At 63.7% G+C, this 22,330-nt stretch carries 26 protein-coding genes and 1 other RNA gene; 14 read left to right on the plus strand and 13 right to left on the minus strand.

From position 1 onward, the window contains the following. Positions 1–5: 5 nt before the first annotated feature. The 5 genes from rnpB to gatC form a co-directional block, all read right to left on the minus strand. Positions 6–389, minus strand: an RNA gene (rnpB, locus tag ACKLNI_RS15135) — RNase P RNA component class A. Positions 390–801: 412 nt separating this feature from the next. Next, a complete protein-coding gene (locus ACKLNI_RS15140; RefSeq protein ID WP_413719921.1) occupies positions 802–1,512 on the minus strand; it encodes an N-acetylmuramoyl-L-alanine amidase in 711 nt (236 codons plus the stop codon). 4 nt (positions 1,513–1,516) lie between these two features. Then, positions 1,517–2,254, minus strand: coding sequence for a hypothetical protein (locus ACKLNI_RS15145; RefSeq protein ID WP_413719922.1), 738 nt, complete (start codon positions 2,252–2,254; stop codon positions 1,517–1,519). 37 nt (positions 2,255–2,291) lie between these two features. Next, positions 2,292–3,776 carry an Asp-tRNA(Asn)/Glu-tRNA(Gln) amidotransferase subunit GatA gene (gatA, locus tag ACKLNI_RS15150; protein ID WP_413719923.1) on the minus strand — a complete coding sequence of 495 codons (1,485 nt, stop codon included), beginning with the start codon at positions 3,774–3,776 and terminating at the stop codon, positions 2,292–2,294. A 3-nt stretch (positions 3,777–3,779) separates the two neighbouring features. Next, positions 3,780–4,067, minus strand: a complete 288-nt coding sequence (gatC, locus tag ACKLNI_RS15155; RefSeq protein WP_413719924.1) for an Asp-tRNA(Asn)/Glu-tRNA(Gln) amidotransferase subunit GatC — start codon at positions 4,065–4,067, stop codon at positions 3,780–3,782. A 108-nt stretch (positions 4,068–4,175) separates the two neighbouring features. Between gatC and ACKLNI_RS15160 the strand changes: the two genes are divergently transcribed. Next, positions 4,176–4,583, plus strand: coding sequence for a VOC family protein (locus ACKLNI_RS15160; RefSeq protein ID WP_413719925.1), 408 nt, complete (start codon positions 4,176–4,178; stop codon positions 4,581–4,583). Here ACKLNI_RS15160 and ACKLNI_RS15165 read toward each other — a convergent pair. Next, positions 4,565–5,206: a ceramidase domain-containing protein gene (locus tag ACKLNI_RS15165; RefSeq protein WP_413719926.1), complete on the minus strand. Its 642-nt coding sequence runs from the start codon at positions 5,204–5,206 to the stop codon at positions 4,565–4,567. The genes ACKLNI_RS15160 and ACKLNI_RS15165 overlap by 19 nt on opposite strands. 41 nt (positions 5,207–5,247) lie before the next feature. Here ACKLNI_RS15165 and ACKLNI_RS15170 point away from each other — a divergent pair, with 41 nt between their 5' ends. Together ACKLNI_RS15170 and ACKLNI_RS15175 are read left to right on the plus strand one after the other, a co-directional pair. Further along, a complete protein-coding gene (locus ACKLNI_RS15170) occupies positions 5,248–5,940 on the plus strand; it encodes a metal-dependent hydrolase (protein ID WP_413719927.1) in 693 nt (230 codons plus the stop codon). Further along, a complete protein-coding gene (locus ACKLNI_RS15175) occupies positions 5,940–6,719 on the plus strand; it encodes an alpha/beta fold hydrolase (RefSeq protein ID WP_413719928.1) in 780 nt (259 codons plus the stop codon). The genes ACKLNI_RS15170 and ACKLNI_RS15175 overlap by 1 nt, the downstream gene beginning before the upstream one ends. Here the strand turns inward: ACKLNI_RS15175 and ACKLNI_RS15180 are convergent. Beyond that, positions 6,716–7,297: an amino acid synthesis family protein gene (locus tag ACKLNI_RS15180; RefSeq protein ID WP_413719929.1), complete on the minus strand. Its 582-nt coding sequence runs from the start codon at positions 7,295–7,297 to the stop codon at positions 6,716–6,718. The two genes, ACKLNI_RS15175 and ACKLNI_RS15180, sit on opposite strands and share 4 nt — an antisense overlap. Beyond that, positions 7,290–7,745, minus strand: a complete 456-nt coding sequence (locus ACKLNI_RS15185; RefSeq protein WP_413719930.1) for a nucleoside deaminase — start codon at positions 7,743–7,745, stop codon at positions 7,290–7,292. Before ACKLNI_RS15185 ends, ACKLNI_RS15180 begins: the two co-directional genes overlap by 8 nt. An 87-nt stretch (positions 7,746–7,832) precedes the next feature. Between ACKLNI_RS15185 and ACKLNI_RS15190 the strand changes: the two genes are divergently transcribed. The 9 genes from ACKLNI_RS15190 (at position 7,833) to ACKLNI_RS15230 (ending at position 16,275) form a co-directional block, all read left to right on the plus strand. Beyond that, positions 7,833–8,642 carry a pseudouridine synthase gene (locus tag ACKLNI_RS15190; protein WP_413719931.1) on the plus strand — a complete coding sequence of 270 codons (810 nt, stop codon included), beginning with the start codon at positions 7,833–7,835 and terminating at the stop codon, positions 8,640–8,642. Positions 8,643–8,791: 149 nt separating this feature from the next. Then, entirely contained in the window at positions 8,792–8,989 is a 198-nt protein-coding gene (locus ACKLNI_RS15195; RefSeq protein ID WP_413719932.1) for a hypothetical protein, read from the plus strand. Next, positions 8,989–9,864, plus strand: coding sequence for a 5-bromo-4-chloroindolyl phosphate hydrolysis family protein (locus tag ACKLNI_RS15200; protein ID WP_413719933.1), 876 nt, complete (start codon positions 8,989–8,991; stop codon positions 9,862–9,864). Before ACKLNI_RS15195 ends, ACKLNI_RS15200 begins: the two co-directional genes overlap by 1 nt. Before the next feature lie 18 nt (positions 9,865–9,882). Further along, on the plus strand, positions 9,883–11,082 hold the full coding sequence (locus ACKLNI_RS15205) for a toxic anion resistance protein (RefSeq protein ID WP_413719934.1): 1,200 nt from the start codon (positions 9,883–9,885) through the stop codon (positions 11,080–11,082). Between the two features lie 31 nt (positions 11,083–11,113). Then, the gene (locus ACKLNI_RS15210) at positions 11,114–12,025 is read left to right on the plus strand and encodes a DUF2927 domain-containing protein (RefSeq protein WP_413719935.1); all 912 of its coding nucleotides are present in this window, start codon (positions 11,114–11,116) and stop codon (positions 12,023–12,025) included. Positions 12,026–12,046: 21 nt separating this feature from the next. Beyond that, on the plus strand, positions 12,047–13,150 hold the full coding sequence (locus tag ACKLNI_RS15215; protein WP_413719936.1) for an SPFH domain-containing protein: 1,104 nt from the start codon (positions 12,047–12,049) through the stop codon (positions 13,148–13,150). Between the two features lie 47 nt (positions 13,151–13,197). After that, positions 13,198–13,677, plus strand: coding sequence for a cytochrome b (locus tag ACKLNI_RS15220; RefSeq protein WP_413719937.1), 480 nt, complete (start codon positions 13,198–13,200; stop codon positions 13,675–13,677). Positions 13,678–13,782: 105 nt separating this feature from the next. Further along, positions 13,783–14,934: a CAP domain-containing protein gene (locus ACKLNI_RS15225; protein ID WP_413719938.1), complete on the plus strand. Its 1,152-nt coding sequence runs from the start codon at positions 13,783–13,785 to the stop codon at positions 14,932–14,934. A gap of 249 nt (positions 14,935–15,183) precedes the next feature. Next, the gene (locus ACKLNI_RS15230; RefSeq protein ID WP_413719939.1) at positions 15,184–16,275 is read left to right on the plus strand and encodes a TFIIB-type zinc ribbon-containing protein; all 1,092 of its coding nucleotides are present in this window, start codon (positions 15,184–15,186) and stop codon (positions 16,273–16,275) included. On the opposite strand, the gene ACKLNI_RS15235 is transcribed toward ACKLNI_RS15230, so the two are convergent. Beyond that, a complete protein-coding gene (locus ACKLNI_RS15235; RefSeq protein WP_413719940.1) occupies positions 16,272–16,688 on the minus strand; it encodes an Hsp20/alpha crystallin family protein in 417 nt (138 codons plus the stop codon). The genes ACKLNI_RS15230 and ACKLNI_RS15235 overlap by 4 nt on opposite strands. A gap of 139 nt (positions 16,689–16,827) precedes the next feature. Between ACKLNI_RS15235 and ACKLNI_RS15240 the strand changes: the two genes are divergently transcribed. Together ACKLNI_RS15240 and dtd are read left to right on the plus strand one after the other, a co-directional pair. Next, a complete protein-coding gene (locus tag ACKLNI_RS15240; RefSeq protein WP_413719941.1) occupies positions 16,828–17,748 on the plus strand; it encodes a carbohydrate kinase family protein in 921 nt (306 codons plus the stop codon). Continuing rightward, positions 17,745–18,188 (plus strand): D-aminoacyl-tRNA deacylase, encoded by a 444-nt coding sequence (gene dtd, locus ACKLNI_RS15245; protein ID WP_413719942.1) that lies wholly within the window; start codon positions 17,745–17,747, stop codon positions 18,186–18,188. Before ACKLNI_RS15240 ends, dtd begins: the two co-directional genes overlap by 4 nt. Positions 18,189–18,197: 9 nt before the next feature. Here the strand turns inward: dtd and ACKLNI_RS15250 are convergent, their stop codons facing one another. From ACKLNI_RS15250 to ACKLNI_RS15265, 4 genes are all read right to left on the minus strand, one after another. Next, the gene (locus tag ACKLNI_RS15250; protein WP_413719943.1) at positions 18,198–19,484 is read right to left on the minus strand and encodes a 3-deoxy-D-manno-octulosonic acid transferase; all 1,287 of its coding nucleotides are present in this window, start codon (positions 19,482–19,484) and stop codon (positions 18,198–18,200) included. A gap of 4 nt (positions 19,485–19,488) precedes the next feature. After that, positions 19,489–20,469, minus strand: a complete 981-nt coding sequence (locus ACKLNI_RS15255; protein ID WP_413719944.1) for a KpsF/GutQ family sugar-phosphate isomerase — start codon at positions 20,467–20,469, stop codon at positions 19,489–19,491. A 193-nt stretch (positions 20,470–20,662) separates the two neighbouring features. Further along, positions 20,663–21,481, minus strand: a complete 819-nt coding sequence (gene kdsA / locus ACKLNI_RS15260; protein ID WP_413719945.1) for a 3-deoxy-8-phosphooctulonate synthase — start codon at positions 21,479–21,481, stop codon at positions 20,663–20,665. Continuing rightward, a complete protein-coding gene (locus ACKLNI_RS15265; RefSeq protein WP_413720067.1) occupies positions 21,478–22,272 on the minus strand; it encodes a 3-deoxy-manno-octulosonate cytidylyltransferase in 795 nt (264 codons plus the stop codon). Before ACKLNI_RS15265 ends, kdsA begins: the two co-directional genes overlap by 4 nt. Between the last annotated feature and the right edge of the window lie 58 nt (positions 22,273–22,330).

A 22,330-nucleotide genomic window follows, 5' to 3' on the forward strand; every position in this document is an offset into this window, starting at 1 on the left:
AAGAAATGCGCGGATGGCCTGTAAGCCGGATTCTGTTCCCCGTTGCCGGGGTGATGACCATTCCTCTGGCCCCGCCGTTACCGGCGGGATCAAGCTGCCAACCCGGGCCTCTGGGATGAAGCATCCCTGCGGCGATATCCCTTTCGGGATCAGCCCGCGCGAGGCCCCTATTCGGCATTGCTTCCGGTGGGGCTTGCCGTGCCGTTCCTGTTGCCAGGACCGCGGTGGGCTCTTACCCCACCGTTTCACCGTGACCCTGCATGCAGGGCCGTCTGTTCTCTGTGGCGCTTTCCCTCGGGTTACCCCGGCCGGGCGTTACCCGGCACCGTTGCTTCATGAAGTCCGGACTTTCCTCGCATCCGAAGACACGCGGCCATCCGGCCATCCGCGCGGTTCGGGATGTAGTGAGCGGGAGGGATGGGGTCAATAGAGCCCGATTTGAGCATGGGGAAATCAGTCGGGTCGGCGGGCTTAGCGGAGGTCCGTCCTCAAGCTCGGAAGCCCTTCTAGTCTATAAACTTGCGCGGTATCAGTGCGGAAAAGTTCGCCCCTGCAATTCGGACAAATCTGAAGAGTGACAGCGGGCATGGGATTGTCGCCGTTCCAAAGTATTCCTGACTTGGCCTCGGAAATCGCGAACGCACCTTCAAGCAGCCAACCACCCCAACCGCAGGCATTTTCCGAAAGCGTACAGACGGCGAAAGTAAGCACCGCGTAGTCGGGTGCAGTGACGTCGGCTGCCTCAATCTCTTCAAGGCTCTTTCGCATTTCGACGTCAATAACCTATGGCATTCCCGCCCGTCAAAGATTCCGCGACACCGGCCGAGACGTGATCCGCCGCGCGATCCGTGCGGTGACGTCCGCCGGGTAATGACGCGCCAGCCCCGCCATCAGCGCCAGGTCGGCCGGACCGATCGGGCCCGTCGCATGAGGGCGGAACCTTTGCCGGAACGCATCCAGAATGACCGTCTCGCCGTGCTCGACCGGATAGCCGAAGGCGGCCGCGTTGCGCATGAAATCGCCCGGCATCGCGGCCTCGGGCCAGACCGCCAGTCCCTTGTCGGCTAGCCGCTTCCAGTCGAACAGACGACCCGGATCGGACTTCCGGTCGGGCGCCATGTCGGAATGTGCAATCACATGCTTGGGCTCCAGCCCATGCCGTTCCAGGATACCCGCCAGAAGCGTCTCCAGCGCGGCCATCTGCGCCTCGGGAAAGCGCGACGCGCCGTCATTGTCCAGCTCAATCCCGATCGAGCGCGAATTGACGTCGTCGACGTCCGCCCATTTCCCCGCACCCGCGTGCCAGGCGCGGTGCGCCTCGTCCACCAGACGGGTCACGGCGCCGTCTTTCGCGATCAGGTAATGCGCCGAAACCTCGCAGACGGGATCGCACATGCGTGCAAGCGCCGCCTCGGCATCACGCATGGCCGTATAGTGCAGAACCACCAGTTCCACGCGCTCACCCTGCCGCCGTTCGCCATGGTTCGGAGAGGGGAGGGCCGCGATCTCCATCGTCTCAGCCGCCTCTCGCGGCGCGGAAGGGCGTCGGATCCCAGTAGCAGGCGAACCCGTCGCCGTCCGGGTCAAGCCCCTGACGGTCCCGCTTGGGGCCACCGGCTTTCAGGAAAGCTTCCTGAGCCTGGTCTGATGTGGTGTACCGCGCGCAGGCACGCTGGAACTTGCTGTCGCTGACAGTGCCCGAGCGACGATGTACCTGCTGACCGACCATATTGGTGGTCGAAAGCGCGAAACTCACGATATCGACGTCTGTGCCGCCGGGCCGCTCAGGAAGCGCTTCGGGCTGAACAACCTGGTAGGCTTCTCTCTGACGCGCCAGACGCTCGGCATCGCTTTCGATGGTCTCCCGGCTCGCGACAGCGGTGAAGTTCTGTTCGTCGGAAATGCCCGGATTGCTTACGGCAGCCACCTGAGCCGTCCCTGCCAAAGGCTGAGCGACGACAGGTGCCGCGGTGGCGGCCTGGGTCTGTTGCACCGGCAAGGTAGCGGTCGTGGATTGGGTCGTGCGCGTCGCGTTCAGTACACCAAGCGTCTCGGAGGCGATAACCTGCTCTTCGGGAACCACGGCCACACGTGGGGCTTCAAGCGCAGCGTTTCGCTCGGCTCTCAAATCGGCATATCTGCCCCGGTCGCCAAAACCCACGCCCTGACCGGCATAGGGATTGCTGTCGGGAATCGAGCTGCCACAGGCCGCCACAATACAGAACGCGGCAAGTGCCGCCTTTCGGGAAGTCATATCTCTGCTCTGCCTTCGTTTTGCTTTGACGGAGACTTTACCACCATTTCGACGGCTTGGAAACAAACCCGGCCCGATCTTCCAGCGCTTGCGCGACATTCAGCAACTCGCCTTCTTCCCAAGGCTTGCCGACCAGCTGAAGACCAAGCGGTAGACCGGACGAATCGAGGCCGGTCGGAACTGCAATTCCCGGAAGTCCGGCAAGGTTCACCGTCACCGTGAAGACGTCATTCAGATACATCTGCACCGGATCTTCGAATTTCTTGCCTAACTCGAAGGCCGCCGACGGCGTTGCCGGCGTCAGGATCGCATCGACACCCGCCGCGAATGAATCGTCGAAATCCTTTTTGATCAGGGCACGGACCCGGCGCGCCCGGTTGTAGTAGGCGTCATAGAAGCCCGCCGACAGCACGTATGTGCCGACCATCACGCGTCGCTTGACCTCGGCCCCGAAGCCTTCGGCGCGGGTCTTCTCGTACATCTCGGTGATGCCGTCGCCCTGCGCCAGCTTGGCGCGGTGGCCATAGCGCACGCCGTCATACCGGGCGAGGTTGGACGACGCTTCGGCCGGCGCGATCACGTAATATGCGGGGAGCGCGTATTTCGTGTGCGGCAGACTGATATCGACGATCTTCGCACCCGCATCCTCGAGCATAGCGCGGCCTTCGGCCCAAAGCGCCTCGATCTCGTCGGGCATGCCGTCCATGCGGTATTCCTTGGGGATACCGATGGTCTTGCCCCTGATATCGCCGGTCAGCATGGCCTCGAAGTCGGGCACCGCGAGGTCGGCGCTGGTTGAATCCTTCGGGTCGTGCCCCGCCATCGCCTCCAGCATGATCGCGCAGTCACGCACAGACTTGGCCATCGGCCCGGCCTGGTCCAGCGACGATGCGAAAGCCACAATGCCCCAGCGGCTGACGCGCCCATAGGTCGGCTTCAGCCCGGTGATGCCCACGAAGGCCGCGGGCTGGCGGATCGAGCCGCCCGTGTCCGTCCCGGTTGCGGCAAGGCAAAGGTCCGCCGCCACGGCCGCGGCCGAGCCTCCGGAAGAGCCGCCAGGCGTCAGCGCCGCGTCGTCGTTGCCGCGCCGCCAGGGGTTCACGGCGTTGCCGTAGACGCTGGTCTCGTTCGACGAGCCCATGGCGAATTCGTCCATGTTCAGCTTGCCAATCATCACCGCGCCGGCATCGAAAAGCTGTGTGGTCACGGTCGATTCATATTCGGGCCGGAAGCCCTCCAGGATGCCGCTCGCGGCCTGGCTGGCCACCCCCTTGGTACAGAAGAGGTCCTTGATCCCCAGCGGGATACCGCACATGGACGGCGCGTCACCTGCCGCGATCCGCGCATCTGCCGCCTTCGCCTGCTCCATGGCGATGTCCGGAGTCGCATGCACAACGGCGTTCAGAGCCTTCGCGCCATCTGCAGCCTTTAGACAGGCCTCGGTCAGTTCGACCGCCGTGATCTCTCCGGCACGCAGCTTGTCGCGGGCCTCGGCGATGGTGAGGGCGTTCAGATCGGTCATCGATTACTCCACCACCTTCGGAACCGCGAAAAAGCCCTCGCGGGCATCGGGCGCATTCGACAGGATCTTTGCCTGCTGGTCACCGTCCGTCACCACGTCAGCGCGCCTTTTTAGCCGCATCGGCGTCACGCTGGTCATCGGCTCGACACCCTCGACATCGACCTCGTTCAGTTGCTCGACGAAACCGAGGATGGCGTTGAACTCGCTGGCCAGCGCGGGAAGATCCTCTTCCTCGACCTTGATGCGGGCCAGCTTGGCGACTTTGCGGGCGGTGTCTGTATCGATCGACATACGTCTCTCCGTTGACGGGTCCGGCAGCGTTTAGCGTGCCAGCGGGACGATTCCAAGCCTTGCTCAGACCTCTGTGCTGCCTCAGTGTCGGATCGACAGAGGAGAGCCATGAAACTGACGCTACATCACATCAACCTGTCGACCGACAAGGCGGAAGAGATGGACGAATTCTATCGCGACATTCTCGGCCTCGAACGCGAAACCGAAGGCCTGCCCACGCTGGAGAAAGGCAAGGGCTATGCGGGCGACGTGGCCTTCGTCACCGACGGCGCGATCCAGACCCATATCGCCCAGCGCGACGTGCTGGCGGGCTTCAAGACCGGCCATATCGTGAATGCCGTCAGCCGTGGCCACATCGCCTACCGCACCGACGACCTCGACGCCTTCAAGGCGCATCTGGACAGCAAGGGCATTCCCTATTCCGACTGGGGCCACACCGCCGTTGCCGGCTGGCGGCAGATCTTCTTCTACGACCCCGACGGCAACGTGATCGAGGTTCACGAAGTCGCCATGTGACGCCGCCAGGTCTCGATCATCCAGCCCAGCATCACCGCGTTCAGGATGTGCCAAAGGAAATGCGTGCCAAGCGGGATCGCCGCACAAAGGGGCTCGTCCATCGACCGCGCGGTCAGCGAAACGCAAAGGATGCCCGCCCCGATGGCGAGGTTCCGCGCCAACTCCGGCGCGCGGCGGCGCAACAGGGCGGCATAGGTGAAGATCAGCACCGGCAGCGGCCAGTAGAAACTGGAAGTCGCGAAGAAAGGCAGCGCCTCGAATACCGGGGTCAGCGCTGCGGTATAGGGGATATAGGCCAGCGCACCCAATCCCGCGCCCCAGACCGGCCAGCCCCAGAAATCCCGGTTCGCCAGAAAGATATAGACCAGCGTGAACAGCAGGATCGGCATCGTGTCGGCCATCGCCGCCCAGGGTGTGGCATGGGTGTGGAACAGCCATGACCCGACCCCGATCGCGAACAGGATCGCCGCCAGCACCCGTCCGCCCGTTCCTCCGGCACAGCGCCGCCACATGACGATGGCCGAGACGATGAAGGCGAGGTTCGTCACGGCGTTCACCGGCTCGGACCAGTAGGACGGGTCCGTCCGCTCGCAATAGGCGTCAATCGCTCTTGTCCAGTCCATGTGGTTCCCTATCCTGACAAAAGGCATCTAGGGAGGATCAGATGAAAATCACTTGGCTTGGACATTCAGGCTTCCGGATCGAGATCGGCGACCAGGTTCTTCTGATCGACCCTTGGCTGACCGGGAACCCGGTCTTTCCCGAGGGCGGGCGCGACGCGGCGATCTCGGGCGCGACCCATATTCTCGTGACCCACGGGCACGGCGACCACACCGGCGACGCGGTGGCGCTCTCGAAAGAGACCGGAGCCCCCATCGTAGGCATCTACGACCTGATGAGCCACTGGGGGGCGACCGAGGGCGTCAGTGTCGTCGGCTTCAACAAGGGCGGCACGGTGATGCTGGGTGACGTCGCTGTCTCGATGGTGGCCGCGCAGCATTCCTCGTCGCTGTCGGGCGAAAACGGCCCCGTCTACGCAGGTCATGAGGCGGGTTTCATGATCCGGGGCGAAGGCCACACCATCTACGTCTCGGGCGATACCGACATCATGGCCGACATGGGCTGGTTCGGCGAATACTACGCCCCCGACATCGGTATCCTCTGCGCCGGCGGGCATTTCACCATGGACATGAAGGCGGCAGCCTGGGCCGCGCGGAAATACTTCGACTTCAAGACCGTGATCCCATGCCACTACAAGACCTTCCCGCTTCTTGCCCAATCGGCCGACGAGATGATCGCCGCCCTGCCCGGCGTCGACGTGAAAACCCCCGAGGTGATGCAGACGATCGAGATCTGATGCTCCATTCCGTCGAATTCGGCGGCGGCCCTCCGATCCTGATCCTGCACGGGGGCGGCCTCGACCACCAGCATATGGTCGATGCGCTCGAACCTGTGTTTCAGGACGCGCCGGACTGGCGGCGTATCTATGCCGACCTGCCCGGTCACGGGCGAAGCACGGGCGACGGCATCGATGGCCAGGACGACGTCCTCGCCCGTGTCGCGGCCTTCGGCGAAAGCATCGGAGAACCCTACGCGGTTATCGGAGAATCGCGTGGTAGCCTGATCGCGCACGGTCTCGCCATGACGCACCCGCAGGCGATCTCGGGCATTTGCCTGATCGTTCCCGGCGGAAACGACGCCACCTCGCCAAAGCCCGGCCACGTCACCCTGGCACCCGACCCCGCCACCGCCGAGACCTTGTCGCCCGAGGTCAGGGCGCGCTTCGACCGTCTCGTGGTCCAGAGCCCCGATATCGCCCGCCGCATTGCCGCAACAAAGGTTCCGGCTGCCCGCATGGCCGATACCGAGACGGCCCGGCGCGTCGCTGCGCATTTTCACCCTGATCTCGGGGAGAACCCGGAACCCTTCACCGGCCCCGCGCTCATCGTCGCCGGGCGTCAGGACGCCGTTGCCGGCTGGCAGGACGCCGCCGCACTTCAGGACGCCTATCCAAGATCGACCTTCTCCGTGCTGGATACCGCCGGACACAGCCTGACATGGGAACGTCCCGCGCTCTTCGCCGCGCTCCTGCGCGACTGGCTGGATCGGCTCAGCCTCGCTCTCGCGCAGCCCTAGCGCAGCCCGTCCTTGCCCTCGACCTGATCCACGGTGAGCCCACCCACGCGCGGCAGGGGTCGCCCGCTGTCGGTGACCGCCACGGCGACAAGGATCTCGTTCGCACGCGGCGCATCGGCCAGCCGGACCTCGATCGCGTCGAAATGACTGCGCACATAGGCCGCGTCCTTGTGACCAAGGGGCACATCCAGCGTCTGGCCCGACCCGCCCATCTTCTTGGCAGATGGCACCAGCGCCGCCCCGCCGCCGACCTCGGTGCGCAAGGGCGCACCAAGCTTCGGATGGAGAATCGCGGCAGCATGTTCCAGTTCGCCATTCTCACCCACCATCGCAGCCTTCCCATAGCTCTCCGCAACATCAGGTGCGATGCCCAGAGCCTCCACGCAACGGCGCCCAAGAAGCGCCCCCAGTTCCGCCCCGATTTCAATCAGTTCCGAAAGATCGCTCTGGAAGGCACCCGCAAAAGGATTGGCGATTACCGCGATCGCCACCGCCTTCCGCGTCGGCGGGTGCACGCTCTGACCCATTTCAGAGTGGGTCTCCTCCACCGTCACCACCAGCTTGCGGATCTCAGCCATCCCGTTTCTCCCTGAAGAAATCCCTCAGCAGCGCCGCCGCGTCATCGGCCCCGATGCCGTCATAGACCTCGGGCACATGATGCGCCTGCGGGTGCGTGAACACCCGTGGCCCATGGGCGACGCCCCCGGATTTCGGGTCGTCAGCTCCGTAGTACAACCGCGCGATCCGCGCGAAAGAAATCGCCGCCGCGCACATCGGACAGGGCTCCAGAGTCACGTAAAGGTCAGAGCCGTTCAAACGCTCGGACCCCAGCTGTGCAGCGGCCTCGCGGATGACCAGCATCTCGGCATGTGCCGTGGGATCGTTCAATTCGCGCGTCCGGTTCCCTGCCCGCGCCAGCACAGTGCCATTGGCACCCACCAGAACTGCGCCAACGGGGACTTCTCCCCGTCCGGCCGCGGCCCGCGCCTCTTCCAGCGCCATGTCCATATGGCTGCGAAAACTCATTCCCGGTCAATGCCCCCAAGCCCGATGCGGATCAAGCCCGCATCAATCCCGCTTCCCCTCGGGATGCGGGCAATGTAAGCCCAAGCCATGACCGAAAAAACACCTCCCGGCGAGCGGATCGCCAAAGTTCTCGCCCGTCGCGGCGTGGCCTCCCGTCGCGAGGTCGAGCGCATGATCGAAGCCGGACGGATCGCCGTGAACGGCAAGAAGATCGACTCCCCGGCCCTGAACGTCACCGAAAAAGACCGGATCACTGTTGACGGCGCCGATGTCGGCGAGGCCGAGGCGCCCCGCCTCTGGCTCTACCACAAGCCCGCAGGCCTCGTGACCACCGAACGCGACGAGAAAGGCAGACCAACGGTTTTCCAGAACCTGCCCGAAGGACTGCCACGCGTCATGTCAGTGGGGCGGCTCGACCTGACCTCGGAAGGTCTCTTGTTGCTGACCAACGATGGCGAGATCAAGCGTAGACTCGAACTGCCATCGACCGGCTGGCTTCGCAAGTACCGGGCCCGGGTCAAGGGCACCCCCACCGACGACGATTTCGAGCCACTGCGCAAGGGGCTCACCGTAGAAGGCGAAAAGTTCCAGCCGATGCAGGTCACGCTCGACCGTCAGCAGGGCGGCAACGCGTGGGTCACCGTGGCGCTCCGCGAAGGCAAGAACCGAGAAATCCGCCGCGCGATGGAGTCGATCGGGCTTACGGTGAACCGGCTGATCCGGATCAGCTATGGCCCATTCCGGCTGGGCGACATGAAGCCGGGTGCTGTCGAAGAGGTGAAGGGGCGCGTACTGCGCGACCAACTGGGCCTGCAAGGACCGGACAGCGCCGAGAAACCCAGCCCCAGACCCCGCCAGAACCGAAAGCCGTCCGACGGAAAGCGCGCCAGGCGCTGAAATTCGCCGTCGTCTCCCGTCCGTATCTACCCGCCAAATCAAGCCAAATTCCAGAACCGGGAAGGAATCGGCATCTTTCCCCGTCGCCGCTATGGCAAGGCAGTGTTGCATCAACTATGTTTACCCGGACAAGAGGATCCGATTTCTTAATGGCACGGTTTGTCTTTGCATTTCTTTTGTTGACACTGGTCGTCGCAACCATCGGCTATCTGGCCGGTCGCTTCTCTCGGACGGCAAGTGAACAGGCCGATGCAGGCTTCGTGGCAAGTGGGGGTGGCATGCAACGTATCTCTTTCTTTTTGTTGCTTTGTCTCATGACTTACGTCTCAGTGAGCGGCCTGTCCTGATGGCCGAGCGCTTTGGCGGCAAATTCAGCCCTGGTTCGGCAACCGGACCTTCGGTTCCGGGGAAACCGCGCCGCCGTCCCGCGGGTGCTCGCGTCAATTTTCTCTTCATCGTTCCTTTCCTCCTCGTCCTGTCCGCGTTCCAGCAGGGCCCCGTCGGCATGGCCCTGGATCTTGCGGCATTCGGCGATCTGATGCTGGCCGCTTGGCTGACTCGCGAGGGTCTCGTGGCAGAGGACGCATTCAACGCGCGTCGGGTCGCAAAGCGCCCGGCGATCCCGCGGAAACTGTTCGGCAGTTTTCTCACCGGAAGCGGGCTGGCGCTCGGTGGCCTCGACCCCGAGACATTCGCGCTTCTGGAACCCGCCCTATTCTTTGTGCTCGGCGCGGTTCTGCATTTCCTTGCCTTCGGGCCGGACCCGATGAAGGACAAGGGTGCCGAGGGCATGGATGGATTTCAGACCGACCGCGTGGCCCGAGCCGTGGACGAGGCGGAACAGCACCTTGCGTCCATGCGTGACGCCATACGCCGCGCAGGAGTGCCGGCGCTGGAACGCCGCGTGGCGGATTTCTCGATAACGGCGCAACGAATGTTCCGCGCCGTCGAAGACGACCCGCGCGACCTGACCGGCGTGCGGCGGTACCTGGGCGTCTATCTTCTGGGTGCACGGGACGCGACCATTCAGTTCGCGGACCTTTACGCGCGATCCCGCAACGAAGAGGCACGCGCGGATTACGAAAAGCTGCTGGACGATCTCGAGACATCGTTCAGCAAGAAAACAGATAGATTGCTTCTCGACGACAAATCCAACCTCGATGTGGAGATCGAGGTGCTGCGCGACCGGCTGGCGCGTGAAGGCGTCCGAAGCGAATTTTGACCTGTAGGAGGGACATTGATGGATGACAGCGTGCGCAAGAAGGCCGAGGAATCGAAAGACCTCGTGAAGGAAGTGACGGAGCTTCACCTGCCCGAGCCCAAGCCGGCAGACGCGGTGGTGCCCTACGAGGCCGCCGATCCCGGCACCTCGGCCGAGATCGAGAAACGTCTTGCTGAGATCGACATGACAGACACGAACTCGATCGTGTCCTTCGGGTCTGCCGCCCAGCAGGAACTTCAGGAAATCAGCCAGTCCATGCTTCAGGACGTTCGCAACAAGGATGTCGGTCCCGCGGGCGACTCGCTGCGCGATATCGTCTCGACCATCCGCGGCTTTTCGATCTCGGAGCTCGACGTGCGCCGCAAGCAGTCCTGGTGGGAGCGGCTGATCGGCCGCGCCGCGCCAATCCACAATTTCGTCGCGCGTTTCGAACAGGTGCAGGGCCAGATCGACAAGATCACCGATAACCTGCTGCACCACGAACACAAGTTGCTCAAGGACATCAAGTCCCTCGACATGCTCTATGACAAGACGCTGGCGTTCTACGACGAACTGGCGCTCTACATCGCCGCCGGCGAGGAAAAGCTGAAGCGTCTGGATGAGGTCGATATCCCCGCGCGCGAGCAGGCCGTCAACGAAGCGCCCGAAGCCGAGGGCGTCATGAGGGCTCAGGAACTGCGCGATCTTCGCGCTGCCCGCGACGATCTCGAGCGGCGGGTGCATGATCTCAAGCTGACGCGCCAGGTCACCATGCAGTCGCTGCCCTCGATCCGGCTGGTTCAGGAAAACGACAAATCGCTGGTCACCAAGATCAACTCCACGCTCGTCAACACCGTACCACTCTGGGAAACCCAACTGGCGCAGGCCGTGACGATCCAGCGCTCCTCCGAGGCCGCCGAGGCCGTGCGCGAGGCAAACGACCTCACGAACGAGCTGCTGACTGCCAATGCCAAGAACCTTCGCGAAGCCAACAAGATGATCCGCGAAGAGATGGAACGCGGCGTGTTCGACATCGAAGCCGTCAAGCAGGCCAATGCCGATCTCATCGCAACGATCCAGGAAAGCCTGCAGATTGCCGACGAAGGCAAGGCCAAGCGCGCGGCGGCCGAGCAGGAGCTGAAGAAAATGGAAGCCGAGCTGAAGGCCACACTCGCCTCCGCAAAGGCACGCAGGGACGGCGTTGGAACGAATGCCGGAGAAAGCGTCTCCACGTCCTGACGTCATGCGGTTGAGAACGGCTTTGGCAGTGATGGGAACCTTAGGGCTGGTCGGCGCATGCGACCAGTTCGGAGGCATTCCTACACCGCCAAGCCAGACTCCGCCGCCCTTGTCCCGACCGGCCGCCGAGGAACCATCTGCAGAAAGCGTCGAACTGGCGAATTACTACAGACGCGTCGAAAGCGGCCACGTCACCCGAGGCCTCTTGCGCGCCGATGGCGGCGGTCCCGACGTCCCTTTCGACGCGAACCGGCTGGCCGCCACCTTCCAGGCCATTGCCTTCTCGCGCGAGTTCTCCGACGTTGGAGGCGCGCTGGTCCGCAGAAGCGACGAAAGCATTCTCCACCGCTGGGAGGACCCGATCCGGATCGAGCCGGTTTTCGGCCCGGCCGTGTCGGATGGGCAGCGCAGCGACGATACCGCCTCCATCAAGCGCTTTGCGGACCGCCTCGCGCGGGTCACTGGCCACCCGGTATCGATGGTGGACAGAGGCGGGAACTTTCATGTGCTGATCGTGACCGAGGATCAGCGGCGGACCATCGGCCCCACGCTCCGTCGGATGATCCCCGAGATACGCAGCCGCGAGATCGACGTGATCCAGACACTCGACCGGGCCACCTACTGCGTCGTTCTGGCGTCGGACCCGGCCAATGGCGGCGTGCTGAAACGTGCCGTGGCAATCATTCGCGCCGAATTGCCCCCGCTTCTTAAGCTCTCCTGCATCCATGAAGAGATCGCCCAGGGGCTCGGGCTGGCGAATGACAGCCCTAGGGCACGTCCGTCTATCTTCAACGACGACGACGAGTTCGGACGGCTCACGACGATGGACGAATTGATGCTGGAAATGCTTTATGATCGCAGACTGTCACCCGGCATGGACGCGGAAACCGCCCGTCCCATCGTATCGGAAATCGCCAACGCCCTGAAAGCGCAGGCATTCTAACAAAGGACCAGAGGAGACCCCATGAGCATTTTCGATTTTCTCTCAGGCCAGTTCATCGACGTCATTCACTGGACCGACGACACCCGCGACACCATGGTCTGGCGCTTCGAGCGCGAGGGACACGAGATCAAGTATGGCGCCAAGCTGACCGTCCGCGAGGGTCAGGCCGCGGTCTTTGTTCATGAAGGCCAACTCGCCGACGTGTTCATGCCCGGCCTCTACATGCTGGAAACCAACAACCTGCCGATCCTGACAACGCTGCAGCACTGGGACCACGGCTTCCGCTCGCCCTTCAAGTCCGAGATCTACTTCATCTCGACCCGCCGTTTCACCGATCTGAAATGGGGCACCAAGAACCCGATCATGCTGCGCGATCCCGAATTCGGGCCGACCCGGCTCCGCGCCTTCGGCACCTATACGGTCAAGGTCAGCGATCCGGGTCGTTTCCTGAAAGAAATCGTCGGCACCGATGGCGAATTCACGATGGACGAGATCAGCTACCAGATTCGTAACATCATCGTTCAGGAGTTCAGCCGCGTGATCGCCTCCTCGGGCGTTCCGGTTCTGGAGATGGCAGCGAATACCGCCGATCTGGGTCGCCTCGTCGCCGAGGCGATCTCCGAGACGATCAAGGCGTACGGCCTCGTTCTTCCTGAACTCTACATCGAGAACATTTCTCTCCCCCCCGCCGTGGAAAAAGCGCTGGACGAGCGCACCTCGCGCGGGATCGTCGGCAATCTGGACGAGCATTTCCGCTACAAGGCCGCCGAAAGCCTCGACCAGCCGGGGTCGGCTGCCGGACAGGCGATGGGCATGGGCATGGGCGCCGGAATGGGCACGGCCATGGGTGGCATGGGTGGGCCATGGGGCGCCCGCCCGCAAGCGCCCGCCGCAGCGCCGGTCCCACCCCCTCCGCCGGTTGAGCACGTCTGGCACGTCGCCAAGGACGGGCAGACGTCCGGACCGTTCTCCAGAGCGACCATGGGGCAGATGGCAAGCACAGGCCAACTGACGCGTGAAAGCTGGGTCTGGACCCAGGGTCAGGACGGCTGGATGAAGGCCGAAGACGTGGCCGAACTGGCACAACTCTTCACCGTTCTGCCGCCGCCGCCGCCGGAAAACTGACGGACGGACGTTCAAAAGAGCGTTCCCAAGTCATCAAAGGACAGAAAATGGCAAACCGCACAGGCTACACCGGGCTTCAGATCGGCATTCACTGGATCATGGCACTCTTGATCGCGGGTGCTTTCTTTACCCATGAGAACATGGGCGCTGCTCTTCGGCAGAAAATCGAAGCCGGCATCGTCGGCCCCGGCACCCCGACCCCTCATACCATCCTCGGCATGCTGGCGCTGCTCTTCGTCATTTGGCGAATCGTCGTGCGCCTCCGGAACGGCGCGCCGGAACCCCACGGATCGCACGCCGTTGTGGCGGCCGCCAAATGGGGGCACAGGCTTCTGTATCTGCTGATGGTCGCCGTTCCTGTCGGCGGCTTCGTCGCCTGGTTCTTCGGTCTGCGCGATGTCGGTGAAATCCACGAGTTGGCGGGCAAGGCGCTGGTTATTCTCGCCCTCGGCCATGCCGCCGCAGCCGTCTGGCACCATGTCGCGCAGAAGGACGGAACGCTTCGACGGATGACTCGCCCCGAATAGGCGAAATACCACCGTCACCACACTGTTTCCGGGCCGCGCCTTATTCCGCGGCCCGTCGCCTGTTAACGATCCTCAGGGGGCTCCGGAATTCAAGGGAGCCATTTGATGATCGCAGCACTATTCGCCCTGCTTTTCGGTGGCATCGCCGCCATGGCCGCCGGTGGCGGCAGTTCGCCTGCCCCTGTACCTGCAGGGCCAACCGGCTTCGCACCTCCGCCCCCGCCGGACGAAGATGACGCCGACCAGCCCGGTTCCGCCGCTCCCGAAGACCCAACGCCATCGCCCCTTCCGCCCCAGGACAACCCCGATCTGCCTGCTTCGGCCTATGCGCTCGACTGGGCCGGCCTCTCGCCCGAAGAACAGCTCATCGTCGAACTGATCAACCGCGCCCGCCTGGATCCCGCAGACGAACTGACACGCCAGACCGACGGCTTCGCCTCCGGTGTCACAACCGCTCCAAAAGAAGCGCTGGCCGTGGTCTCAACCCTCAGCCACGCGTCCCGCGAACATTCGCAGGACATGGACGACCGCAATTTCTTCGCCCACACCAACCCCGACGGCCAAAGCCCCGCCGACCGCGCGGTCGAGGAAGGCCACGGCTCACGCTATGTCGGCGAGAATATCGGCTGGATCGGCTCCAGTTCCACCGGCTTCGACCGGCAGGACCGCGTCGAGGATCACCACGGCAATCTCTGGGATTCCGACGGCCACCAGCAGAACTTCATGTCCGACAACTGGTCGGAAATCGGCATCGGCTACGATTATGGCACACATAGCGGCCTGGCCGGCTCGACCTTCGTGACCGAAATGTTCGGCGATCGTGGCGACACCTACCTGACTGGTGTGGTGATCGAGGACCGCGACGGCGACGATTTCTACGACCTCGGCGAAGGCCAGGGCGCCGTCCGGATCACGGCCGAGGCGGCCGACGGCACGCTTTACACGACCTCCACCTGGGATGCGGGCGGATATACCCTGAAACTGCCCCCCGGCACCTACCGCGTCACCTTCGAGGGCGGAGACCTCGACGCGCCCTACTCCACGACGGTCACCATCGGCAGCGAGAACGTGAAGCTTGACGTGTTCGATCCCGGTGCCTCCGGCGGCGTCGCGGTCAGCGCAGCGCTTCTGCCCGATACAGAACCGGAGGATTCACCGGGAACCGAGGTTCTCACGCTGCTCTCCCTTCCACCGGACGACGAGGCAACCGCAACCGAAGCTCTTGATGAACCGGAACCCGAAATGGCGTTTTTCTGACCGTCCGGACGCGTCTGGGCTGTTGCAGCCAGCCCTGCGGCGGGCCATCTTCGGAGTGAACCGACGGAGCACGCCTCATGCGCCCACACCGATGCCCCGCGCATCCAACTGACCAAAGGCGGTCATGACCCGCCGCCAGCCTGTCATCTGCGCCCAGTGGAGCCCTGCCTTCCCTTTGTCCGTCCTCAGTATCGAGAGACCGGGCGCGCTCGGGGCGACTGCGCCCTGCGCGCTGCTTGGGGTGCGCCGGTGACACAGCAGGATCATCGCTTCCCCTGCGAAAACTGCGGCTCGGACCTGCGTTTCGATCCCGGCAAGGACCGTCTGGTCTGCGACCACTGCGGCAACACCCAGGCCATCGACCACGGCCCTTGGACGCGGACCCGCGCCATCGCCGAGCTTGATTTCGAACATACACTCCGTGCCCTGCCCGACGATCCCGATTTTGAGGTCACCCGCGTTTCCCAATGCCCGAATTGCGGCGCGCGTGTCGAGTTTGATCCCGACGTCCACGCAACAGAATGCCCGTTCTGCGCCACACCCGTCGTCACCGACACCGGCTCATCGCGCCAGATAAAGCCGCGCGCCATCCTGCCGTTCGCGCTGAACGAGGCGACCGCTCGCGGCGCAATGGTCGACTGGCTCGGCTCGCTATGGTTTGCCCCGAACGGGCTTCAGGAATATGCCCGAAAGGGCCGGAAACTGAACGGAATTTATACGCCCTGCTGGACTTTCGACGCCGATACGAAAAGCAGCTATCGGGGCCAGCGCGGCATCGTCTATTACGAGGAACACGTCGTTGTTCGGAACGGCAAGCGCGAACGCGTCCGCGTGGCCAAGGTCCGCTGGACCCGGGTGTCGGGCCGCGTCGCGCGGTTCTTCGACGATGTACTTGTCGTCGCCTCCGAGGCGCTGCCCGAAAAGTTCCGCGCCGGTATCGCTAACTGGGATCTGACCCGCCTTGAACCCTACGTTGCCGATTACCTCGCCGGCTTCCGATCCGAGGCCTATACGGTCGATCTCAAGGAAGCCTACCTCGAAGCCCGCGTTATCATGAACCGCCAGATCTTGCGCGATGTCAGGTTCGATATCGGAGGCGACCGTCAGCAGGTCGAAAATGTCGAAACCCGCGTCAGCGACGTGACCTTCAAGCACATCCTCGTGCCAATCTGGATCGCTGCCTACCGATACCGCGGCCGTTCCTACCGCTTCGTTGTGAATGGCCAGACCGGCGCGGTATCCGGGGAGCGCCCGTGGTCGGGCGTCAAGATCGCACTGGCTGTGGGGGCGGCGATGATCCTCGCCGCCATCTTGGGATATTTCTACGCGATGAACAATTAGGCCGCGTTGATCTTCACCTGCCGGGACGCCTTCTCCTCGGCTTTCGCCTTTGGAACCGTCACCGTCAGAACGCCGTTTTTCAGATCCGCGCGAACCTTGCTCTCGTCGGCATCGGGTGGCAACCTGAAGGACCGGCTGAACGATCCGTACTGACGCTCCGAGAAGAACCAGGTCTCGCCTTTCTCTTCCCGCTCGGTCTTCTTTTCACCCTTCAACGTGACGATCCCGTTTTCGGCCGACAGCGATATGTCCTTTTCCTCGACACCCGGCAATTCGATCGAGATCCGATAGGCGTTGTCATCTCCCGATGCCTCCGAAGCAGGCGCGACCCACTCCGCGAGGCGAGTCCCGAACGTGCGGAACGGATCAGCCAGCGAAGGCCAAAAACCGGTGGTATGACTTTTCTCAACCATCATATGTCCTCCTTTTGATTGAGTTCGCCAAATGATGTCTTCAAAATTGGAAAGTTGCCTTGACGCTGATCAATCCAACGATGGTTGCGCGAAAGCGCCAAGCCAAATATGGATAGCGCTAACATAAAGGGAGAGACCCATGATCCTCTGTGCCGGAGAAGCGTTGATCGACATGCTGCCACGAGAAAGTACCGGCGGCGAACAGGCCTTTGCTCCCTATGCGGGCGGCGCGGTCTTCAACACCGCAATTGCGCTTGGCCGCCTCGGTGCGCCGGTGGGCTTTTTCAGCGGGATCTCCACCGATCTATTCGGTGATATCCTCACGCGCACGCTGGAAGCTTCCGGTGTAGACGCCGGTTACGCTGCGCGTTCCGATCGCCCCACCACCCTGGCCTTCGTCACCTTGACCAACGGCCACGCAAGCTATGCTTTCTATGACGAGAACACCGCCGGCCGGATGTTGTCGGATACCGATCTGCCCGAGCTTTCCGACGATGTGGCAGCCGTTTTCTTCGGCGGCATCTCCCTTGTGGTCGAGCCCTGCGCCGCAGCATACGAAGCGCTGATGACCCGCGAAGCCGCGTCCCGGGTTACGATGATCGATCCGAACATCCGCCCTGGCTTCATCCGGGACGAAACCGCCTATCGTGCCCGCATCGGCCGAATGCTGAAACTCGCCGATGTCATCAAGCTCTCCGACGAGGACCTGGCCTGGTTTGCAGGCCATCACGATACCGAAGCATCGGCGCGCGAACTGCTTTCCGAAGGCGCCAGGCTCGTCTGCATCACCAAGGGCAGCGAGGGCGTCACCGGGTACGCCCCGGGCCAAACCATCACCGTTCCCGCCCGCAAGGTCCAGGTCGTCGACACTGTGGGCGCAGGAGATACGTTCAACGCCGGCGTATTGGCCGCCCTGCACGATGCGGGCGCACTGACCAAGAGCGCGGTTGCGGCGCTTGACGCCGACACGATCCGCGCCGCGCTGGAGCTTGGGGTAAAGGCGGCAGCCGTCACCGTAAGTCGCGCCGGCGCCAACCCGCCCACGCGGAACGAGCTGTGAGGGCGCTGATCCAGCGGGTCAGCCGTGCCGACGTCGTCGTCGATGGCGAAACCATCGGAGAGATCGGTCCCGGTCTCCTGATCCTCGCCTGCGCCATGCAGGGCGACACAGACGAGGCACCCGCGAAACTGGCCGCCAAGATTTCCAAGTTGCGAATCTTCCGCGACGACGAAGGCCGCATGAACCGCTCGCTTCTGGACACCGGCGGTTCCACGCTGGTGGTCAGCCAGTTCACTCTTGCCGCCGACACCACGCGCGGCAACCGGCCCGGGTTCTCCACGGCCGCCCCGCCCGAAGTCGGTGAAAGGCTCTATCTCGCGCTGGCCGACGAACTCGCCGCGCTTGGGATTCCGGTTGCAAAGGGCCGGTTCGGTGCGGACATGGCCGTGACACTCACAAATGATGGCCCGGTGACCATCTGGATGGATACCGACGCCTGAGGACGCGGCTCAGCGCTCCAGTGCGCGCCTCAGCAAGGTCCAGGTGTTTTCCAGCACGCCCTTGCGGGCAGCGATGACTTTGGAGGCCCCTTCACGCATGGGCCACCGTGCCTCGGCGTCAAACAGCCGCACGACCTCCCCGGCAAGGCTTTCGGCATCCCCGACCAACCGCGCAGCCCCGGCAGCGGCCAGCGCTTCATAGCTCTCGGAGAAATAGGACACACCGGGTCCGTGAAGGATCGCCGAACCCAGGGCGGCGGCCTCGAACGGGTTCTTGCCCTCAAGCCCCTCACCCTTCGGATCCAGTGAGTGTCCGATAAAACTCACCGGTGCGATCCTGTACCACAACCCCATCTCACCGATGGTGTCGGCGAGATAGACCTCGGTGTCCGCGTCCGGCATCTCGCCCCTGCTCCGCCGACGGACATGGGCAAAAACGGCGCGCGCTTCGGCTTCGGCGGCATCTCCGTCCCGAACATGGCGAGGCGCAATGACAAGCAAAGCACCGGGCACCGCCTCTCGTACCATCCGGTGTGCCGCGACCATGATCGGATCTTCGCTGCCCCAGGTCGCTGCCGCCAGCCAGACCGGGCGCGGGCCGATGGCCGCTTCAAGTGCGGTCAGTTCCGCCTCATCGGCGGGAAGCGGACGGGCCGCCGCCTTCAGCGCACCCACCACGCTGATCCGCCCTTTGTCCGCACCCAGTTGCCGAAACCGCTCGTAGCTGTTCGCGTCCTGCACCAGCATGCGGTCGAACAGCCCCAGGATATCCCGCATGGCCGGTCCCATCCGCTTGCGGCTGGCAAGGTTCTTTTCGGGAAGGCGGCTGTTGATCAGAACCATCGGCACGCCCCGCCGGTGCGTCTCGACCATCAGGCGCGGCCAGAAATCCAGCTCCGAGAACGCCGCGAGGTCCGGTCTCCAGTGATCGAGAAAGCGGCGCGTCGCGCGCGGCGTGTCGATCGGCAGGAGAACGTGGATGCATCGTCCGGGCAAAGCCACGTTCGACAAAGCCACCGCCGACGTCGCGGTCGACGTCGTCAGCAGCACATGCGCACCTGGCATGTCCTCCAGTGCCCTCTCGATGAGAGGCACAAGCGCCAGGCTTTCGCCGACGCTCAATGCGTGAAACCACAATAGCGTGCCTTCGGGACGCTTCTGCGAATATTGCCCGTATTTCTCCGGCAGTCGCTCAGGCGTCTCCTTGCCCTGTTTCAGGCGCCGCCGGTGCGCAAGCCGCCACAGCGGCCCCGAGATATGGCTAAAGGCAAGATAGGCGCGCAACTGCGGCGACATCGCCTCAGGCCGCCCCGCGGTTCAGGAGACGGAGCATGGTGATCAGACCCACGGGCTGGTCCCCGTCCACCACGAAAGCCGCAGAAATCCGGCGCGCCTGCAGAGTCGCCAGTGCCTCGCCCACCATCACCAGCGGGGACAGGATCACGGAGCCCGACGTCATGATGTCCTGCGCCTGCGTTTCATGAAGCGCCGCCTGCATCGTCGAGGCTGCGTTCCGCTCGAGGTACCTCCGCACATCGCCGTCCGTGATGACGCCCACCAGCCGGCCGGCCTGCGTCACCCCAACGATGCCATGACCCTTCGCAGATAGTTCCCCGATGGCCGCCATGACCGGTGCACCGCCGTCGATCAGCGGCAGGGCATCGCCCTCGTGCATGATCTCGCTGACCCGCTTCAGCGCCGCACCCAGCGAACCGCCCGGATGGAAACCATGAAAACTCTCCTCGCTGAACCCCTTCATCTGGAGAACGGCAATCGCCAGCGCATCACCCAGCGCCATCTGAAGCAGCGTGGAGGTTGTCGGGGCCAGATTGTGCGGACAGGCCTCCCGCACTTTCGGCATCACCAGAGCAACCGTCGCCGCACGGGCCAGCGTGCTGTCGCCTGCGCCGGTCAGCGCGATCAGCGGCACGCTGCGGCGCTTCGCATAGCCGATCACGTCCGACAATTCGCTGGTCTCACCCGACCACGAAAGTGCGAGAATCACGTCCGAGGGCTGCACCATGCCAAGATCGCCATGACTGGCCTCGGCGGGATGAAGGAAATAGGCAGGCGTTCCCGTAGAGGCGAAGGTCGCAGCAAGCTTGCTGGCGATGTGACCAGATTTGCCAAGACCGGTTACGATCAGCCGGCCTTCCATTCGGCCAATCAGATCGACGGCATCTGCAAGCGCCTGTTCCATACCGGGCAGAGCCTCGGCAAGGGCCCCGAGACCATCCCGGTCGATCGAGATGGCGTCACGGATAACAGTGTTCTGGCTCATGGCATCTCACATTTCCCTGACCCATCGCTTAAGGTAGCCCAGCGATGGGCGCAAGCTGGGCGGACCGGCCGCCTTGCATCGGAATACCCTTGCGCCGAAGCACGTGGCAACTGCATCCAGCGAAGCACTCTGGCGACCCTTGCGCTGAGCGCCTGGTCGAAAGACGCTGAGAACAGACATGCGCGCGTCGCGCTCAGTCTTTGGAAACCTCGTCGAACGCCTTCAGCCGCGCCAGCAGCGCCGGCATGTCCGCCAGGGCGACCATGTTCGGGCCATCCGACGGTGAGCGCGCGGGCTCCTCGTGTGTCTCGATGAAGACCGACGCCACGCCCACTGCCACCGCCGCGCGCGCCAGCGGGGGCACGAATTCCGCCTGCCCGCCCGACGAGGTGCCCTGCCCGCCCGGCAACTGAACCGAATGGGTGGCGTCGAAGACGACCGGATATCCGGTCCGCGCCATGATCGGCAGCGAGCGCATGTCCGAGACCAGCATGTTATAGCCGAAACTCGCCCCGCGCTCGGTCAGCAGGATGCGGCGGTTTCCGGTGGTTTCGATCTTGTCGACGATGTTCTGCACGTCCCAGGGCGCCAGGAACTGGCCCTTCTTGACGTTGATCGCCGCCCCGGTCTCACCAGCGGCCAGCAACAGGTCGGTCTGACGGCAGAGAAATGCCGGGATCTGCAGGATATCTACCGCCTCGGCGGCAGGTGTGCATTGCTCGCGCTCGTGAATGTCGGTCAGAACCGGACAGCCGAACTCCTCGCGGATCTTCGACAGGATCGTCAGCCCCTCGTCCATGCCGGTGCCACGCCGGCCCTTCATGCTGGAGCGGTTGGCCTTGTCGAAACTGGCCTTGAAGACGAACGGGATGCCAAGATTGGCGGTCATCTCCACCAGCCGGCCGGCCAGCATCCGCGCGTGATCCAGCGTCTCGAGCTGGCAGGGGCCTGAGATCAGCGCGAAGGGCCGATCGTTACCAAAGGTTACATTTCCAACGGGAACTGGCGTCATGCGATGCCCTCGCGTTTCATGATGTCCTCGATCAGCGGAATGTCCGAGGGATTGTTCAGCTCCCAGAACGAACGGCCTCGGGCGTCTACCTCGACACAGCGCACAGGAATGCCGTTTTCGAGAAACCGAAGCTGCTCCAGGCCCTCGCGCCTTTCCAGCGGCCCTTCGGGCAAGTCCGCATACCGCCGCAGCGCCTCGGGCCGGTAGGCATAACACCCCACGTGATGGAACACCGGCACCGCATCCGCGGGCGCATTGTCGTAAAATGGAAGCACCTCTTTCGAGAAGTACAGCGCATCGCCGGAGTGGCCGAAAACCGCCGTGGTGGCGCCGACGCGGCCCGCCTTGCGGTCGGCCTGCAAGTGCGACAGGTGCTTGGGCTCGGTGCGCAGAACGGGCGTAGCCATCTCGATCGACGGGTCCCCCGCCATGGCATCGATCAGCGCTTCGACATAATGGGGCGGCGTCAGCGGCGCGTCGCCCTGAAGATTGACGACGATATCCGGCGCGGCATCCAGAAGCGCCAGCGCCTCGGCGCAACGCTCGGTGCCATTCCGCGGCCGCTCGCTGGTCATCAGCACATCGGCTCCGAAGGTCCGCGCTGCCTTGGCGATACGTTCGTCGTCGGTAAGTACAAAAACCGCATCGATGCCCGACACCGAGCGGGCCGCCTCCCAACTGCGATGTATCAGCGAACGGGTTTCACCCGTCGCCCCCGTCAGCATCGCAAGCGGCTTGCCCGGAAAGCGACTGGAGGGATAGCGGGCGGGAATGAAGATGACGTTGTGCAAAGCTCGGCCCATTTGATACTCGGGGATTAGGGAATTTCCCGGTTCGGTGCAATGGCCG

It is taken from the genome of Silicimonas lutimaris (genome assembly GCF_047314965.1).
GTDB lineage: Bacteria > Pseudomonadota > Alphaproteobacteria > Rhodobacterales > Rhodobacteraceae > JAVJUV01.

What these genes read in the sequence shown, in the direction of transcription:
- kdsA (WP_413719945.1), bottom strand. Translation starts at nt 21,481, where the DNA reads ATGACGCCAGTTCCCGTTGGAAATGTAACCTTTGGTAACGATCGGCCC.
- ACKLNI_RS15225 (WP_413719938.1), top strand. Translation starts at nt 13,783, where the DNA reads ATGATCGCAGCACTATTCGCCCTGCTTTTCGGTGGCATCGCCGCCATG.
- ACKLNI_RS15240 (WP_413719941.1), top strand. Translation starts at nt 16,828, where the DNA reads ATGATCCTCTGTGCCGGAGAAGCGTTGATCGACATGCTGCCACGAGAA.
- ACKLNI_RS15255 (WP_413719944.1), bottom strand. Translation starts at nt 20,469, where the DNA reads ATGAGCCAGAACACTGTTATCCGTGACGCCATCTCGATCGACCGGGAT.
- gatA (WP_413719923.1), bottom strand. Translation starts at nt 3,776, where the DNA reads ATGACCGATCTGAACGCCCTCACCATCGCCGAGGCCCGCGACAAGCTG.
- ACKLNI_RS15205 (WP_413719934.1), top strand. Translation starts at nt 9,883, where the DNA reads ATGGATGACAGCGTGCGCAAGAAGGCCGAGGAATCGAAAGACCTCGTG.
- ACKLNI_RS15165 (WP_413719926.1), bottom strand. Translation starts at nt 5,206, where the DNA reads ATGGACTGGACAAGAGCGATTGACGCCTATTGCGAGCGGACGGACCCG.
- ACKLNI_RS15215 (WP_413719936.1), top strand. Translation starts at nt 12,047, where the DNA reads ATGAGCATTTTCGATTTTCTCTCAGGCCAGTTCATCGACGTCATTCAC.
- ACKLNI_RS15170 (WP_413719927.1), top strand. Translation starts at nt 5,248, where the DNA reads ATGAAAATCACTTGGCTTGGACATTCAGGCTTCCGGATCGAGATCGGC.
- ACKLNI_RS15235 (WP_413719940.1), bottom strand. Translation starts at nt 16,688, where the DNA reads ATGGTTGAGAAAAGTCATACCACCGGTTTTTGGCCTTCGCTGGCTGAT.
- ACKLNI_RS15175 (WP_413719928.1), top strand. Translation starts at nt 5,940, where the DNA reads ATGCTCCATTCCGTCGAATTCGGCGGCGGCCCTCCGATCCTGATCCTG.
- gatC (WP_413719924.1), bottom strand. Translation starts at nt 4,067, where the DNA reads ATGTCGATCGATACAGACACCGCCCGCAAAGTCGCCAAGCTGGCCCGC.
- ACKLNI_RS15140 (WP_413719921.1), bottom strand. Translation starts at nt 1,512, where the DNA reads ATGGAGATCGCGGCCCTCCCCTCTCCGAACCATGGCGAACGGCGGCAG.
- ACKLNI_RS15160 (WP_413719925.1), top strand. Translation starts at nt 4,176, where the DNA reads ATGAAACTGACGCTACATCACATCAACCTGTCGACCGACAAGGCGGAA.
- ACKLNI_RS15145 (WP_413719922.1), bottom strand. Translation starts at nt 2,254, where the DNA reads ATGACTTCCCGAAAGGCGGCACTTGCCGCGTTCTGTATTGTGGCGGCC.
- ACKLNI_RS15210 (WP_413719935.1), top strand. Translation starts at nt 11,114, where the DNA reads ATGGGAACCTTAGGGCTGGTCGGCGCATGCGACCAGTTCGGAGGCATT.
- ACKLNI_RS15200 (WP_413719933.1), top strand. Translation starts at nt 8,989, where the DNA reads ATGGCCGAGCGCTTTGGCGGCAAATTCAGCCCTGGTTCGGCAACCGGA.
- ACKLNI_RS15250 (WP_413719943.1), bottom strand. Translation starts at nt 19,484, where the DNA reads ATGTCGCCGCAGTTGCGCGCCTATCTTGCCTTTAGCCATATCTCGGGG.
- ACKLNI_RS15195 (WP_413719932.1), top strand. Translation starts at nt 8,792, where the DNA reads ATGGCACGGTTTGTCTTTGCATTTCTTTTGTTGACACTGGTCGTCGCA.
- ACKLNI_RS15185 (WP_413719930.1), bottom strand. Translation starts at nt 7,745, where the DNA reads ATGAGTTTTCGCAGCCATATGGACATGGCGCTGGAAGAGGCGCGGGCC.
- ACKLNI_RS15190 (WP_413719931.1), top strand. Translation starts at nt 7,833, where the DNA reads ATGACCGAAAAAACACCTCCCGGCGAGCGGATCGCCAAAGTTCTCGCC.
- ACKLNI_RS15220 (WP_413719937.1), top strand. Translation starts at nt 13,198, where the DNA reads ATGGCAAACCGCACAGGCTACACCGGGCTTCAGATCGGCATTCACTGG.
- ACKLNI_RS15180 (WP_413719929.1), bottom strand. Translation starts at nt 7,297, where the DNA reads ATGGCTGAGATCCGCAAGCTGGTGGTGACGGTGGAGGAGACCCACTCT.